This window comes from Streptomyces sp. NRRL S-31, from assembly GCF_000718775.1.
Classification (GTDB): Bacteria; Actinomycetota; Actinomycetes; order Streptomycetales; family Streptomycetaceae; genus Streptomyces.
On record NZ_JOCB01000017.1, the window covers coordinates 1 to 15,037 of the forward strand.

General features: G+C 75.2%; 11 protein-coding genes and 1 pseudogene. 4 read left to right on the forward strand and 8 right to left on the reverse strand.

Features of this window, described 5'->3' with window-relative positions; genetic code table 11:
• Positions 1-612: 612 nt before the first annotated feature.
• Positions 613-1,572, reverse strand: a complete 960-nt coding sequence (locus IF37_RS0109550; RefSeq protein ID WP_253915711.1) for an urea transporter — start codon at positions 1,570-1,572, stop codon at positions 613-615.
• Positions 1,573-1,905: 333 nt separating this feature from the next.
• On the opposite strand from IF37_RS0109550, the gene IF37_RS0109555 reads away from it, so the two are divergent.
• Together IF37_RS0109555 and IF37_RS0109565 are read left to right on the forward strand one after the other, a co-directional pair.
• Entirely contained in the window at positions 1,906-2,292 is a 387-nt protein-coding gene (locus IF37_RS0109555) for an STAS domain-containing protein (protein ID WP_030739257.1), read from the forward strand.
• A gap of 342 nt (positions 2,293-2,634) precedes the next feature.
• Positions 2,635-3,108 carry a GreA/GreB family elongation factor gene (locus IF37_RS0109565; RefSeq protein ID WP_030739260.1) on the forward strand — a complete coding sequence of 158 codons (474 nt, stop codon included), beginning with the start codon at positions 2,635-2,637 and terminating at the stop codon, positions 3,106-3,108.
• A gap of 15 nt (positions 3,109-3,123) precedes the next feature.
• Here IF37_RS0109565 and IF37_RS0109570 read toward each other — a convergent pair whose 3' ends face one another.
• From IF37_RS0109570 to IF37_RS0109585, 4 genes are all read right to left on the reverse strand, one after another.
• Entirely contained in the window at positions 3,124-5,628 is a 2,505-nt protein-coding gene (locus IF37_RS0109570) for an ATP-dependent Clp protease ATP-binding subunit (RefSeq protein ID WP_030739262.1), read from the reverse strand.
• A gap of 623 nt (positions 5,629-6,251) precedes the next feature.
• Complete coding sequence (locus IF37_RS0109575; RefSeq protein WP_030739265.1) at positions 6,252-6,620, reverse strand: NUDIX hydrolase; 369 nt, start codon at positions 6,618-6,620, stop codon at positions 6,252-6,254.
• Between the two features lie 110 nt (positions 6,621-6,730).
• Positions 6,731-7,612, reverse strand: a complete 882-nt coding sequence (locus tag IF37_RS0109580) for a diacylglycerol kinase family protein (RefSeq protein WP_030739267.1) — start codon at positions 7,610-7,612, stop codon at positions 6,731-6,733.
• A gap of 36 nt (positions 7,613-7,648) precedes the next feature.
• A complete protein-coding gene (locus tag IF37_RS0109585; RefSeq protein ID WP_030739268.1) occupies positions 7,649-9,241 on the reverse strand; it encodes an FAD-binding oxidoreductase in 1,593 nt (530 codons plus the stop codon).
• A 148-nt stretch (positions 9,242-9,389) separates the two neighbouring features.
• On the opposite strand from IF37_RS0109585, the gene IF37_RS0109590 reads away from it, so the two are divergent.
• Both IF37_RS0109590 and IF37_RS0109595 read left to right on the forward strand, forming a co-directional pair.
• Positions 9,390-9,989, forward strand: a complete 600-nt coding sequence (locus IF37_RS0109590; protein WP_030739270.1) for a TetR/AcrR family transcriptional regulator — start codon at positions 9,390-9,392, stop codon at positions 9,987-9,989.
• The gene (locus tag IF37_RS0109595; protein ID WP_030739273.1) at positions 9,986-11,569 is read left to right on the forward strand and encodes a glycerol-3-phosphate dehydrogenase/oxidase; all 1,584 of its coding nucleotides are present in this window, start codon (positions 9,986-9,988) and stop codon (positions 11,567-11,569) included. Before IF37_RS0109590 ends, IF37_RS0109595 begins: the two co-directional genes overlap by 4 nt.
• Before the next feature lie 260 nt (positions 11,570-11,829).
• On the opposite strand, the gene IF37_RS0109600 is transcribed toward IF37_RS0109595, so the two are convergent.
• The 3 genes and pseudogenes from IF37_RS0109600 to IF37_RS0109605 all read right to left on the reverse strand — a co-directional run bounded on the left by IF37_RS0109600 (position 11,830) and on the right by IF37_RS0109605 (position 14,518).
• Complete coding sequence (locus IF37_RS0109600; RefSeq protein WP_030739276.1) at positions 11,830-13,281, reverse strand: WGR domain-containing protein; 1,452 nt, start codon at positions 13,279-13,281, stop codon at positions 11,830-11,832.
• 356 nt (positions 13,282-13,637) lie between these two features.
• Positions 13,638-13,752: pseudogene (locus IF37_RS41825) on the reverse strand (TetR family transcriptional regulator); the annotation flags it as partial.
• Positions 13,753-13,813: 61 nt separating this feature from the next.
• Positions 13,814-14,518, reverse strand: a complete 705-nt coding sequence (locus tag IF37_RS0109605; protein WP_030739279.1) for an SDR family oxidoreductase — start codon at positions 14,516-14,518, stop codon at positions 13,814-13,816.
• Between the last annotated feature and the right edge of the window lie 519 nt (positions 14,519-15,037).

The window sequence follows — 15,037 nt, forward strand, 5'->3', positions numbered from 1 at the left end:
GGGCCGCGGCCCGGCCGCCCGGCGGCGCCACCCGGTCCGGCTCGGGGTTGCGTGCCCCGGGCACCCGTGTGCCCCGCCCATGCGCGGCCCGGCCGGCCGCCGCGTCCCGCGGGTCGCTCATCTTCCACTCCCCTGAACGGTCGGCTCCGCGCGGCAGCGCTCGCGATGGATGTGTGGTTGCGCAATCTAACAAACGTACGTCCCGGCCAGCCCGGATCCCTAGGGAATTCACAGGTGGAACGGTTGAGTGCGGGGGGCGCGCCCGCCGGGGGCGGGGCCCGCCTGGGGCGGGGAACGGTGGGGCGGGGGGATGGTGGGGCGGCGCGGCGACGGCGGAAAGGCGGGACGGCTGCGCGGCAAGACGGCGGCGCTGCCGGGCGACCGCGGGACGGCGAGACGGCGGAACGGCGGCGTGGCGGCGCGGCGGGAGATCGAGGCCGCGGGACAGCGGCACGGCGGGACTGCGGCGCGGCAGGACAGCGGGACGGCACGGCGGAACGGCGCGGCGGAACGGCACGGCGGGACGGCGCGGCGGAACGGCACGGCGGGACGGCGCGGCGGGACGGCACGGCGGAACGGCGAGGCGACGGTGGTGTGTCTGCCCCGGGGCCTCTACGCGGCCCGGGCGAGCGCGTCCGCCGCCCGGGTTCGGCCGGTCAGCCGGGGGAAGGAGCGGGCGGCGATCAGGAAGCCGAGCGTCGTCAGGACGAAGGGCCAGGTGAAGGCGTGGCCGCCGGAGGGGGCGAGCAGATGGGCGACGGCGGGCGTCACGGCGGTCGCGGTCGCGGCGCCGAGCAGTGCGTACAGCAGGGTGGCCGGGGTCGCCGCCAGGAACACGCCGCACAGGGCGAGGGCGACGAGCACCGCGTTGCAGCCCAGGGTGCCGTCGGCGATCCGGTCCGCCGGCGCGCCGAGCGCCCAGGCGGTGAGGATGCCGGTGGCGCTGCCGGCGCAGGCGACCAGCGCGGCGACCCGGCTCGCCAGCAGCAGGCCCAGGAGCAGTAGCGCCCCCACGTACCACTCGTCCAGGAGGAAGACCTGGGAGACGTTGCGGAAGAACGCCCGCCCCACCTCGCCCGGGTCCGGCGCGGTCGGGCCGGACGTCGCGCGGGGCAGCGCGGCCGGGCCGCCGCCGTGCGGCCTGATCCGCCGGAAGGCGGGCGCGGCGACCGTGACCACACCGGCCAGCAGGCAGTACGGCAGGGTCAGCGGCGGCAGTCCCCACAGCCGCAGCAGCCGGACCACGGCGGCGGTGGCGATGGTGGCCACGACGCAGCCCACGGCGGCGAGCAGCGCCGTGGACACCCGGCCCGCGCCCAGGAAGACCGCGCAGCACAGGGCGAGGAGGCTGGAGTTGCAGCCCTCGAGGCCCTGCTCGACCCGGTCACGGGAGACGTGCAGCAGCCGTGCCGTGCCGGTGCCGAGGGCGGCGCCTCCCAGGGCGTAGCCGCCGTACCGCCAGTCGGCCGTGGCCAGGGCGAGGCAGAAGACGGCGCCCGTGCGCGCGTCCGCCAGGAACATCACCTGGGCCGGACCGCGCAGCAGCCGCCACCCGGAGCCCGCGTCCCGCACCCGACGCCCCCACCGCACACCGCACGGCCGCCGCACGTCCCGCCCCCTCACACCGCGCACCCCATCCCACGATCTTCCGTATTGCGGGATACACCTTCCGGCATACGATAAGGCTTGTCGACACCGCCCGCCAGGGGCATCAAGGAGCGGGTCGGCTCCGCGCGCGACGGTCACCCGGACCGGGACGCGGGCGTGACTCCCGGCGGGGCCGACAGCCCAGCCACTTGGCATGCACCGGACATAAAGAGGAGCGCGGCGAGGCACGACCGGCATCGTCGGCGCGATCCGGGGCAATCGCCCGGTGAGGAAAGCCCTGGGCGAGGATCGGCGAGCGTGGACGAGGAACGCGTGGCAGACACGGCGGAGACGAACGAAGAGGCGGGACCGGACCGGCTGTCGGTCACCCGGTCCACCGTGGACGGGGTCACCATCGTCACGGTGACCGGCGAGGTGGACCACCACACCTCCGGCGCCCTGCGGGACGCCCTCGTCCCCGCGGACCCCGCCGCCGGGGCGCGCACGGTCGCCGACCTGAGCGGGGTGCCGTTCATGGATTCCAGCGGCATCAACGCGCTGATCGCCGGACAGCAGGCGCACGAGCCGCCGGGCTGGCTGCGGCTGGCCGGCCTGCAAAGGCCCGTCCTGCGCACCCTGGAGATCGTCGGCCTCACCCCGATCATCCCCTGCTACCCCGGCGTGCCGGACGCCCTGGCGGACTGAGGGCGGCCCGTGCGGGCCGCCGCGCACGTCAGGACTGCGGGCGCCGCCCGTGGTTGGCCGCGTGCTTGCGGCGCGACTTCTTCTTCCGGCGTCGCTTCGAGGACATGGGCACCTCCCTCCGCCGGGCCGTCGCGGTCGGAGCGGAACCGGCTCCGAAGATCAGGACATAAGCACACTATCCCGGCGTGCCCCTTCCGGCACCCCCGAGCGCCCCACCGCACACCCCGCGCGCACCACGCAAGCAATTGATCCGCTCATGAGAGCAATTGATCCGCTTATGATGCGCAATGCCGGACTCTCCGCCCCGTCCGGCTGCCCGTCGGCCGCGAAGGAGCAGACCCCATGACCGGTGACCCGGAGCCGATCAGCACGCAGGCCCGTCGTGCGCTGGAACAGGAACTGGCCGACCTGCGGGACGAGCGCCGGCTGGTCGCCGGCACCCTCCACGACTCCGCCTCCGTCGGCGACCAGGCCGACCAGGCCGACGAGTTGCGGCGCGTCGACCAGCTGGCCCGCCTGGACCGCCGGATCGAGGACATCACCGAACGGCTGCGCCAGGCGGAGACGGCCGGTCCCGCCCCCACCGACGAGGTCGGCGTGGGCAGCACGGTCACCGTCCGGTTCCCCGACGGCACGGCGGAGACGCTCCAGATCGCGGAGGTGGCCGAGGCCCTGGACCAGACGCTGGTCACCGCCGACAGTCCCCTCGGCCGCGCGCTGCTCGGGCGCCGGCCCGGGGACACCGTCCACTACGACACCCCGGACGGACCGGCGACGGCGGTCCTGGTGTCGATCGGCGAGGCTCCGCCGGCGTGACCGGCCCCGGAACCGTCACTCCGCCGGCGCGCCGGAACCCTTGCCGCGGACCGAGCAGTGCAGCGAGTCGTCCCGCACGTCGGCGACGATGGTGTCGCCGGGCTCGGCGTCGCCGCTGAGCAGCAGGGTGGCGATGCGGTTGTCCAGCTCCGTCTGGATCGTGCGGCGCAGCGGACGCGCCCCGAACTCCGGCTGGTGGCCGTGGGCGATGAGCAGCTTCTTCGCGGCCTCGCTGACCTCCAGGTCCATGCCCTGGGCTCGCACCTTGCGCTTGCTCCGGTCCAGCAGGTGGTCGACGATCCGCGCCAGGTCGTCCTCGGTCAGGCCGTGGAAGATGATGATGTCGTCGATCCGGTTGAGGAACTCGGGCAGGAACCGGGTGCGCAGTTCGTCCATCAACTCGCCCCTGAGGTCGGACACATCGCCCCGGTGGTCCAGGATGCGGCGCGCGCCGATGTTGGAGGTCATGATGACGACGCAGTGCCGGAAGTCGACGGTGCGGCCCTGGGCGTCGGTCAGCCGTCCGTCGTCCAGGATCTGGAGCAGGGTGTTGAAGACGTCGGGGTGGGCCTTCTCCACCTCGTCGAAGAGCACCACGCTGTAGGGGCGGCGGCGGACCTTCTCGGTGAGCTGGCCCGCCTCCTCGTAGCCGACGTATCCGGGAGGCGCGCCGACCAGCCGGGCCACGGTGTGCTTCTCCTGGAACTCGCTCATGTCGAAGCGGATCATGCGGTCCTCGTCGCCGAACAGCAGGGCGGCGAGGGTCTTGGCGAGTTCGGTCTTGCCGACGCCGGTCGGCCCGAGGAAGAGGAAGGACCCGACGGGACGGTTCGGGTCGCCCATGCCGGCGCGGTTGCGGCGTACGGCCTGGGAGACGGCGGTGACCGCCTCGTCCTGGCCGACGATCCGCTCGTGCATCTCCTCCTCCAGCCGCAGCAGCTTCTCCTTCTCGCTGGCGGTGAGCTGGGAGACCGGGATGCCGGTGCGGCGGGAGACGACGTCGGCGATGTCGGCGGCCGTGACGGAGACGACGCCCTCGCGGCGCTCCTCGATGCCGGCCAGCTCGCCCTCCGCCTCGGCGATCTCCCGCTTCAGCTCCGAGGCCTTCTCGAAGTCCTCGGCGGACACCGCCTGTTCGAGTTCCCGCCGCAGCTTGGCGATACGGTCCTCCCGGTCGACGATCTCGGTGGACCGCCCGGCGCTGCGCAATCGCACCCGGGCACCGGCCTGGTCCATCACGTCGATCGCCTTGTCGGGCAGGAACCGGTCGCTGATGTACCGGTCGGACAGCTCGGCCGCGGCGACCAACGCGGCGTCGTCGAAGCGGACCTGGTGGTGTGCCTCGTAGGCGTCGCGCAGCCCCTCCAGGATCTGCACCGTCTCCTCGACGCTGGGCTCGGGGACGAGCACCGGCTGGAAGCGGCGCTCCAGGGCGGCGTCCTTCTCGATGTGCTTGCGGTACTCGTCGATGGTCGTGGCGCCCACGACGTGCAACTCCCCGCGCGCGAGGGCGGGTTTGAGCATGTTGCCCGCGTCCATGGAGCCCTCGCCGGTGGCTCCGGCGCCGACGACCGTGTGCAGTTCGTCGATGAAGAGGATGATGTCGCCGCCGGCCGCCTGGACGTCCTCGATGACCTTCTTCAGCCGCTCCTCGAACTGGCCCCGGTACTGGGCACCGGCCACCATGCCCGACAGGTCCAGCACGACGACCCGCTTGTCCTTCAGGGTGTCGGGGACCTCGCCCGCCACGATGCGCTGGGCGAGCCCTTCCACGATCGCGGTCTTGCCGACACCGGGTTCGCCGATCAGCACGGGGTTGTTCTTGGAGCGCCGCGAGAGGATCTCGACGGTCTGCTCGATCTCCCCGGCCCGCCCGACCACCGGGTCGAGCTTGCCGGCCCTGGCCTCCTCCGTCAGGTCGCGGCCGAACTCGTCGAGGGTGGTGGCCGGCGTCCTGCGCTCGGCGGGGGGCTGCTCGCCGCGCGCCGCCGCCTGTTCGGTGAGGCCGGTCAGGCGCTTGGTGTCCAGGCCCTCGGCGCGCAGCATCCGGGCGGCGCCCGTGTCGCTGTCCCCGATCAGGGCGCTGAGGATGTGCTCGGGACCGATGTAGGACACGCCGGCCGCCTGGGACCGGGCCAGGGCGGCGCCGAGCGTCCGCTTGGCCGCCGGGGTGAGGCCCGGTTGCGCGGAGGGCTCGCCGGACTCGCGGGGCAGCACCTTGGCCAGCTCGGCGGCGAGGGTCTCGGGGTCCACGCCGACCTGGGCGAGCAGCCGGCGCGACGGGTCGACCTGGGTGGCCGCCCAGAGCAGGTGCTCGGTGTCGAGGTCGGAGGTGCCGTCCTCGACGGCCCGCCGGGCGGCCAGGTTGAGCAGTTCCCGCGACGATTCGGTCAGCAGCCGCCCGATGGGGACGCGCTGCACCGCTGGGGGCGATGACGCCGGCGACATACCGAAGAATCGGTTCAGCAGTTCACTGAAAGGGTCCGACGAACCGAACGGTGCACCGAACGACATCGACATGACAGCTCCTGGCGCGCGTGGGGGCGGCGTTCCGCGGCGGGCGTCCGCGAGCGGCGTCCGTGCGGGGGTGTCCGCGTGGAGCACCCCGAGGGGGTCGCGGGCCGGCGGCACGAGGGGTGACAAGACAAAGGCCCGCGAAGGGTCCGTAATCACTGAACCCCGGGGCGGACGGTGCCGCAAGCGGAGGGGGACGGCGGGAGAGCGCCGAGGCCGGTCGGGGACGGCACGGGGAGGAAGCGGGTCCCGTCGTGCCGTACGGCTCGGGGTCGGCCGGCTCGGTGCGGCCGGTCACCCTGTCCCGCTCCTCGACAGGTTCGGTGCGGCCGGTCGCCCTGTCCCGCTCCTCGGCAGTTCCTCACGGGCCCTCGTGCCGGGTGGGTCCTCGCCTCTCGAGACGCGGCTCGGCTCGGCTGCTCGGCTCGGGGATGGCGGCCGAGCCACGCCGGGCGGAGACGTGGTCCGGCAGGGCCCGGGCGCGAAGACCGGTTCGGCCGCGACCGGGGCGCGGGGGGCAGAGCGCACGCGTTTCCGGGCAGCCCGGCGCGTGCACCCGGCCCGTCCGTGTGTCACGGACGGGCCGGGCGGGGGCCGGAAGGCGAGGTGAGAACCTGCGGGCCGCCGGTTCAGACGGGTGTGTGTCCCCGGAGGTACCGGCGCACGCTGCCCGGCAGGGACGCGTCGGCGGTCTCCGCGAGCGGGGCCCAGCGCAGCCGGTCCGGCGCGAAGCGCCCCCCGTCGGACGGCGACTCGCTCAGCAGCTGGCACACCACGGCCGTCTCCTCCGCGGCCGCCCGCGGTTCCAGCGGCTCGGTGCCGTCGACCAGGTAGCCGGTCAGCTCGTAGACGACGCGGGCCGCGGTGGCCTGCGGCGTCTCGGCCGGTTGCGGGGTGCCCGAGGGCAGCCCCCAGCCGTCCGCCTCCGGTACCAGCAGCAGCCGCCCGTCGTACACGACGACCGCCCGCACCACTCCCTCGGCCTGCTCCGATGTCATATGTCCCCCTCCCGGACACCTGTTCCTACCCAGCCTCGATCGGGTGATGCGCCGGGCCGCGCACGAAAGCGCCCTGGGGCACGGGGACCGCGGCGCGGGGTCGCCGGAGTTCAGCAGAGCACCGGCAGGTCGCCGGGCCGGACCCGCAGGGTGACGGGCAGGGTGGCCTCCACCTCGCCGTCGGCGCCGTACGGCACGGGCCGGTCGGCCTCTATGCGCAGTTCCCGGCCGCGCAGGACGCGCACCTCGGGGCGGTGGACGTGGGCGCCGGTGCTCAGCTCGTTCATCAGGGTGAAGAACAGCCGGCGCGGGGCGTCGCGGATCAGCACGACGTCGAGCAGTCCGTCGTCGACCCGCGCGCCGGGGGCGATGAGCCGGCCGGAGCCGTAGTAGGGGGAGTTGGCGGCGACGACCGTGTAGCCGCGGTGGACGTGTTCCGCGCCGTCGACGGTGACCCGGTAGCCGGCGGCCCGCCAGGTGGTGACGGCGCGCAGGCCGCCCGCGTAGTAGGAGGCGGCGCCGCGCAGCAACCGGGCGTTGTTGGCGTGCCGGTTGGCCTCGGCGTCGACGCCGGCGTACACGCTGCCCAGGACCACGGTGCGCGGGTGGACGGCCGACTCGACCTCGATGGTGTCCACGGGCCGGGGCTCGGCGCTCAGCAGGATGCCGGCCAGGGCCTCGGGGTCGGCGGGCAGGTCCAGCGCGCGGGCGAAGTCGTTGCCGCGGCCGGCCGGTACGAGCCCCAGGACGGTACCGGTGCCGCTGAGCGCGCCGCCGATGCCGCCGGCCATGCCGTCGCCGCCCACGGCCAGCACGATCCGGCCGCGTTCGCCGGCCGCTCGGGCGATGTCCCGGGCGTGGGCGAGGCTGTGGCTGTACTCGGTCTCCAGCCCGGCACCGGCCGCGCGGAGCAGACGGGCCAGGTGGAGCAGGGTCGCCGCCCCCGTGGAGCCGCCCGCTGTGGGGTTGACGACGGCGGTGAACTGGCGCATCGGGATGCCTCCGGGGCAGGCGTCGGATCGGGTGGGTCAGTCGGTGGGCAGCAGGACGCCCGGATTGAGCAGGCCGTCCGGGTCCAGGCGGCGCTTGACGGCGCGCAGGGCCGCGACGCCGAGCGGGCCGGCCTCGCGGACGTACCAGTCGCGGTGGTCGGTGCCGACCCCGTGGTGGTGGGAGATGGTGCCGCCGGCGGCCAGCACCGCCTCGTTGGCGGCGTGCTTGGCGGGCGTCCAGTGGGCCACCGGGTCCTCGCCCTGGGCGCTGACGACGGTGAAGTACAGGGAGGCGCCGTTCTCGTAGACGTGGGAGATGTGGCACATCACCAGCGGCGGGGTGCCGGCCCGGGTGAGGGTGTCGGTCAGGGCGGTGCGGACGGCCGTGTACAGGTCGGGGACGCGGGACCAGAAGGCGGCGGTCTCCAGCGTCTCGGCGAAGGCGCCGACGTCCAGCAGGGCGTCGCGCAGGTAGGGCGCGGAGTAGCGGCCGTGCGCCCAGCGTTCGCCGGGTTCGGTGCCGACCGGGGTGCCGCCGCACTCCGTCAGGACGGCCGCCGCCCGCTCGCGGCGGTACGCCGTGTCCTCGGCCGTCCCCTCGTACCCGGTGATCGCCTGGCAACCGGCGCCGCCCTGCGCGAGACCGGCGCCGATCGCGTCGGGCTGGGCGAGGCCGATGAGCGTCTCGGTCTCGTCGGACAGGCGCAGCACGGTCGGCCGGGGCCCGTCCTGGGCGAGCCGGCGCAGTGCTGCGGTGCCCTCCTCGAAGGAGCCGAACCGCCAGCCCTCGTAGACCCGGACCGCGGGCAGCGGGCGGACGCGCACGGTGACGGAGGTGATGACGCCGAAGGCGCCCTCGGAGCCGAGGACGAGCTGGCGCAGGTCGGGACCGGCGGCCGAGCGGGGGGCGCGGCCGGTCTCCAGAGTGCCCTCGGGGGTGGCGAGGGTGAGGCCGAGCACCATCTCGTCGAAGCGGCCGTATCCGGCGGACGCCTGTCCGCTGGAGCGGGCGGCGGCGAAGCCGCCGATGGTGGCCCATTCGAAGGACTGCGGGAAGTGGCCCAGGGTGAAGCCGTGTTCGGCGAGCAGGGCCTCGGCCTCGGGGGCGCGCAGGCCGGGTTGGAGGACGGCGGTGCGGGAGACGGGGTCCAGGTCGAGCAGGCCGTTCATGCGGCGCAGGTCGAGGGCGATGAACGCGCCGCGCCGCGGGGCGAGTCCGCCGACCACCGAGGTGCCGCCGCCGAAGGGGACGACGGCCAGGCCGTGCCCGGCGCAGGCGCGCAGTACGGCGAGGACCTCGTCGTGCGTGGCGGGCAGGACGACGGCCTGGGGTACGTCCGTGACGTCGCCGGCGCGGATGCGCAGCAGGTCGGGGGTGGACTTGCCGCGGGTGTGCCGGATCCGGCTCCCGGGGTCCGTGCGGACGTGCCGTTCGCCGCCGACGGCCTCGGCGAGCGCCGCCAGGGCGGCGGGTCCCGCGGTGGTGGCGGGGAGCCTGAGGTCGTCCGGGCCGAGCGCCGGGGTGGTGCGCGGCTTGACGCCGAGCAGGTCGCGCAGCAGGCCGGTCACCGTGCCGGGGAGCGGAGCCGCCTTGGCCGGGTCGCCCCAGCCGTTCCACAGCATGTCCATTGAACGGTCGTCCTCACAGGTCGGTACGGGTCGGTACGGGTCGGCGTGGGTCGGCGTGGGTCGGTGTGGTCGGCACGCGCGGCTCGGCTGCGGTCCCTCCGGGGCCGGACCACTTCCGTCCCGCCCTCGGGGCGTTACACTGTGACACATGACGCCTATTCGTCACAACGGTTCGGACAGTGATCCCGTGCTCGACGCGGCACGCGACTGTGTGCTGGCCGTCGGCGTACGCCGCACCACCCTCGCCGACGTGGCCCGTCGCGCCGGTGTCTCCCGGATGACGCTGTACCGGCGCTGGCCGGACCTGCGGACCCTGGTGGGCGACCTGATGACCCGGGAGTGGATCGGCGTGGCCACCCGGGCCATACCGGAGCCCGCGCCCGGCGTCGACACCCGCGCCCGGATCGTGGACGGGTTGGTCGCCGGGGTCGAGGCGTTCCGGGCACACCCCCTTTTCGGCAAGATCGTCGACGTCGATCCGGAACTGCTGCTGCCGTACGTGCTCGACCGGCGCGGCGCCAGCCAGGAGGCGCTGCTGGCGCTGCTGGGCGACGCGCTGCGCGAGGGCCACGCGGACGGCTCCGTCCGCCCCGGCCACACCGAACGGCAGGCCCGCGCCCTGCTGCTGACCGTGCAGTCCTTCACCCTGTCCCTGCGCACGATGACCGACGAGGACGATCCGGAACTGGACTCCGCCGCGTTCCTCGGTGAACTGCGCACCCTTCTGGAGAGGACCCTGACGCCATGAGCCACACCGAGGCCGCACCCGGCTCGTCCCTCGACGCACACCGGCGCGGCCGGGAACTGGCCGAGGCCACGGACGGCCGGGTGGCCGACCTCCTGGTCGTCGGGCTCGGCGCCACGGGGGCGGGAGCCGCGCTGGACGCGGCGGCCCGCGGACTGGACGTCGTCGCGGTGGACGCCCACGACCTGGCCTTCGGCACCTCCCGCTGGAGTTCGAAGCTGATCCACGGCGGGCTGCGCTACCTGGCCTCCGCGCAGTTCGACGTCGCCCACGAGAGCGCGGTCGAACGCGGGGTGCTGATGACCCGCACGGCCCCGCACCTGGTGGCCGCCCAGCCGTTCGTGCTGCCGCTGACCCCGCTGGTGTCCCGGGCGCAGGCCTCGCTGGCGTGGGCCGGGTTCCGGGCCGGGGACGTGCTGCGGCTGGCCGCCCGCACCCCGCGTCAGGTGCTGCCCGCGCCGCGGCGGCTGTCGGGGACGGAGGCCCGGCACCTGGCGCCCTCGGTCCGCCCGGCCGGGCTGCGCGGCGGGCTGCTGTCCTGGGACGGCAAGGTGACCGACGACGCCCGTCTGGTGACCGCCCTCGCCCGGACGGCCGCCGCGCACGGCGCCCGGGTGCTGACCCGGATGCGCGCGCTGGAGGTGACCGGCGCGGGCGCCCGCGTCCGGGACGAACTCACCGGCGCGGAAGGCGAGATCAGGGCGCGTGCCGTGATCAACGCCGCCGGGGTGTGGGCGGGCACCCTCGTCGACGGCATCCGCGTGCGCCCGTCCCGGGGCACCCACCTGGTGCTGCGCTCGGAGCGGCTCGGCGCCCTGCCGGCCGGTCTGCACGTCCCGATCCCCGGGGAGACCAACCGCTTCGTGCTGGTCCTGCCCCAGGGGGACGGCCGGGTCTACGTCGGTCTCACCGACGAGCCGGTCGACGGCGGCATCCCGGACGTGCCGGACGTCCCCGAGACGGACATCGGCTTCCTGCTCGACGTGCTCGGCTCGGTGCTGGACACCCCTGTAGCCCGGGACGAGGTCGTCGGCGCCTTCGCCGGGCTGCGTCCCCTGCTGGACACCTCCGGGCACGACGGCCGGGACGGCGGGCCGGCCCGCACCTCCGACATCTCCCGCCGGCACGCGGTGCTCACCTCGCCCGACGGTGTCACCACCGTGGTCGGCGGCAAGCTCACCACCTACCGGCGGATGGCGCAGGACGCCGTGGACGCCGCGGCCGGGGCGGGGGGGCTGCGCACCGGCCCCTCCCCCACCGCCGCGCTGCCGCTGGCCGGTGCCGCGGGCCCCGGCCGGCTGCAAGCGCTGCCCGTGCCCCGCCGTCTCGTCCGGCGCTACGGCAGCGAGGCCGTGGCCGTGCACGCCCTCGCCGCCGGGGATCCCGCCCTGGCCGAGCCCGTCCTGCCCGGCCACCCCGTCACCCGGGCCGAACTGCTCTGGGCGGTCCGGCACGAGGGCGCGCTGGACGAGTCGGACCTGCTGGACCGCCGCACCCGGATCGGCCTGGTCCCGCAGGACCGCGCCGCGGCGCTCCCCGTGGCCCGGGAGATGCTGGAGCGGGCGGCGGCCGTACGTCCCTGATCCGGGCCGCTCCGACACGGGCCGAGGCCACACCGGCCCCGCCGGCCCGCTCCCACACCCGCTCCCCGGGGACGGCCGAGGCCACACCAGCCCCGCCAGCCCGCTCCCCGGGGACGGCCGAGGCCACACCAGCCCCGCCGCCACCCCACTCCCGCACCCGCCCCGGAGTCGGGCGGGGCCGCCGCCCGCGGCGAGGGCGCACCGCCCCTCGCCCGGCGACCGGACGCGCGGCCCCGTCGGAGCAGGCGCCGGATGTCGCCTCAGAGCAGGCGCCGGATGTCGCCGCGGACGCGGTAGAAGCCGCCCGCCGAGGGGTGCAGGGCGTCCACGACGTACCGAGCGCCGGGCTCCCGTATCGCGCGCGGGAACTGGACGTTCCAGGAGGTGTCGTAGCCGTCCGAGACTACGTGCACCCGCAGCCGGCCGCTCTCCTGGACGCACTCGACCACCACCGCCCCGGCGGGCGCACGGTCGACCGTGGCCACCGCGGCGACGGCCGTGGCCGGGGCGTACGTGGGCAGCGCGGCGGCGAGCTTGACGTCCCGCACCGCCGGCACGGTGCCCTGCTGGGCCGCGGAGACGGCCGCCTCGCCGGCGTCGACGCACACCAGGGAACCGTCGGTGGTGACCAGGTACAACCGCTCGTCGCGGTACTGCATCGACAGCGCCGAGCCGCTGCCCGTGCCGAGCTTCCACAGCCGCCGCCCTTCGCGGTCGAAGCAGTAGACCGAGGAGGCCGCGTCCCCGGCGAAGACGAACCGGCCGCCGGGCGAGGTGGCGCACGAGTACACCGGGCCGTCGCAGGCGTACGTCACCTCGATGGCGCCGGTGTCCTTCGACAGCCGCTGGACCACGCGGTGCGCGGTGCCCGCGTACACCGCGTCCCGCTCCTGCCACCCGAAGAGCACCCCGCCCTTGGTGGGGGTGTGCCACAACTCGCCGCCGCCGTCCGGCGCGTAGGCGGTCACGCCCCGGAGGTGCCCGTGGTAGACGGCCCGGTCGTCGGCGCGGACCATCCAGGCGTGCTCGCCCTGGCTGCGGCGGGACCACTGGTGTTCGTCCTCGTGGTCGATGACGGTGAGCCTGCCCTGGCGGTCGGAGACGTCCAGGACGCCCTCGTGGATGTCCAGCCAGAAGATGTCGACGTCGGCGGCGATGTCGTAGGCGGCGAAGGGCAGTTTGGAGGAGAGGTCGTAGACCGTGCCGTTGTCGCAGCCGGCGTAGATCCAGAAGTCGTCGGCGACCAGGCACTTGACGCCGTCCGGCAGGCTGAAGCGGGCCAGGACGGCGCCCTCGTGGTCCAGGGTGTACACGTCACCGGCCTGGTTCCCGACCCAGCAGCGCTCGTCGTCGACATGGATGCCGAACGCGGCGGAGCCGGTGCGGAACCGCCACAGCACCGGTGCAACGGCACGGGCGGTGGACGGGGCCGAACTGACCTGACGGCGGGTCACCGCACGGGGCGCGCGCTGCCCCCGGATGGCCGGCGCGTAGCCCTTGCGGACCTTCTCGCCGACCTTCCTCTCGGCGGCGGCCCGCGCCTTGTCCTCGGTCGCGAACGTCGTCGTCTGCGTCTGCCCGGCGGCGCCGATCCTGCCGTACCGCACCGTCACCACTCGGCCGTCGACCGTGACCTCGTAGAACTTGTGGGCGCCGCCGCCCTCCTGCGACAGCTCCAGGTACGTCGTCGACACCGCGGACACCGTGGACATGGCAGACCCCTCCCCCAGACGGACCCGCGGCCGTTCCGGCGGGCCTCCGACTGCTGATCACCGTAGGGGCACCCACTGACAATCGACCGCGGGAGCGGAGGTTGGACGGTCAGCGGCGGGCGGACGGCCGTGGGCGGGCGGGCCGGGCCACCGCCGGTCCCCTCGTCCGCCGTCCGGCCGCAGGGCGTCCATCCCGCCAGGGAGTCGGCGCGGACAGCCGAGGGCCGGCACGGCCGGGGAGCCCTCGCCCCCGACGCCGGCCTCCGTGGGGGCCCAGGTGTCCGGCGCGATGCGGATGGCTTCCGCAGCCCCGGGAACAGGCCGGCCCCTGGCTCGGCCGCCTCCGGCAGTGCCCGCCACCGGTCGGCGCACGTCCGCGAGCAGCGGGCTCACCGCGTCCTGCCTGGAGCGGAAGTAGCGGTGGACGGTCCGCAGCGCGACGCCCGCGTGGCGGGCGATCTCCTCGGCGGTGGCCGGCGGGCGGCCCCTGGGCGGCGAGCCGGACAGCGGAGCCCAGGTCTCGGGGACGGGCCTAGAGGGACAGCTGGGGGTAGAGCCCTGTGAGGTCCCCGGAGAGGGCCGCCTTGACCCGCCGGCTGACGTCGTCCGCCAGCACCTCGTGGGCCCCGGACTCGACGCCGTCGAGCGCGAGCGCGGCGACGTCCCAGGGCGCGGACTTGGGCGCGTCCACGTCGGCGGCCATCTCGGTGTCGATGTAGCCGACGTGCAGGCCGGTCACCCCGATGCCCCGCGGGGCCAGCTCCAGGCGCAGGGAGTTCGTCTGGGACCACAGGGCCGCCTTGGTGGCGCTGTAGGAGCCGGCGACACCGAGCCAGGAGAGCACGGAGTGGACGTTGAGGAGGTGCCCGCCGCCGTTCGCCTCGACGATCGGCACGAAGGCCCGGGTGACCAGCAGCGGTCCGAAGAAGTTGGTCTCGAACTCGCGGCGTACGTCGTCGAGGGGGGCGTCCAGGAAGGAGTGCGCGCCGAGCGAGACGCCGGCGTTGTTGACCAGGACGGTGACGTCCCGCGCCCGTGCCGCCGCGGCCTGGACGGACCGGGGGTCGGTGACCTCCAGCGCGAGGGGTACGGCGTCGGGGTGCGTGACGGCTCGCGGGTCACGGGCCGTCGCGTACACCTTGGCGGCGCCCCGGGCGTACAGCTCCTCCACCAGCGCCCCGCCCAGCCCGCGGCTGCCGCCGGTGACCAGTGCCACCGAGTTCTTGATCGACGTCATGTCCGCCTCCAGAGGAGAAACCGATCGGTTTACCATCACCGTAGACCGATCGGTTTCCCCGCGGCAAGCGCATGGCGTCCGGACTTTGGCAGGGGCTCGGGGAACGCGGCCACAGGTCCGGCGGGAGCGGGCCGCACCGGCGCCGGGACGCCGCTCGCCACCCGCCGCTCGCCATCCGCCGCTCGCCCGGACGGAGCGGGGCGTCCGGCCGGGGCGTCCGGCCGGCGTCCGACGGAACGGGGAACGGCCCGAGCGCATGGATTGCCGTTCCCCGCCCCGGCCGGTCGGCACGCCGCCGCTCGTGCGGCCGGGGCGGCGTGCCGGTCCATGGGGACGACCGGCGCGCGTACCGCACCACCGGTCCGGTTCCGACCCTCCGGCACCGGCCGGGCGGGGGCCAGCCGGGAGGAGCCGGCCGGGTGAGCCGTACGACGGCCCGCGCCCGCCTCGTCACCGGCCCGGCGCCGCCGGGACCACCGGGGCAGCCGGGACCACCTGGACCACTTGGACCACCGGGGC

Excerpts from the sequence above, each read along its gene's own strand:
- IF37_RS0109565 (WP_030739260.1), top strand. The coding sequence starts at position 2,635 with ATGACCGGTGACCCGGAGCCGATCAGCACGCAGGCCCGTCGTGCGCTG.
- IF37_RS0109570 (WP_030739262.1), bottom strand. The coding sequence starts at position 5,628 with ATGTCGATGTCGTTCGGTGCACCGTTCGGTTCGTCGGACCCTTTCAGT.
- IF37_RS0109575 (WP_030739265.1), bottom strand. The coding sequence starts at position 6,620 with ATGACATCGGAGCAGGCCGAGGGAGTGGTGCGGGCGGTCGTCGTGTAC.
- IF37_RS0109580 (WP_030739267.1), bottom strand. The coding sequence starts at position 7,612 with ATGCGCCAGTTCACCGCCGTCGTCAACCCCACAGCGGGCGGCTCCACG.
- IF37_RS0109585 (WP_030739268.1), bottom strand. The coding sequence starts at position 9,241 with ATGGACATGCTGTGGAACGGCTGGGGCGACCCGGCCAAGGCGGCTCCG.
- IF37_RS0109590 (WP_030739270.1), top strand. The coding sequence starts at position 9,390 with ATGACGCCTATTCGTCACAACGGTTCGGACAGTGATCCCGTGCTCGAC.
- IF37_RS0109595 (WP_030739273.1), top strand. The coding sequence starts at position 9,986 with ATGAGCCACACCGAGGCCGCACCCGGCTCGTCCCTCGACGCACACCGG.
- IF37_RS0109600 (WP_030739276.1), bottom strand. The coding sequence starts at position 13,281 with ATGTCCACGGTGTCCGCGGTGTCGACGACGTACCTGGAGCTGTCGCAG.
- IF37_RS0109605 (WP_030739279.1), bottom strand. The coding sequence starts at position 14,518 with ATGACGTCGATCAAGAACTCGGTGGCACTGGTCACCGGCGGCAGCCGC.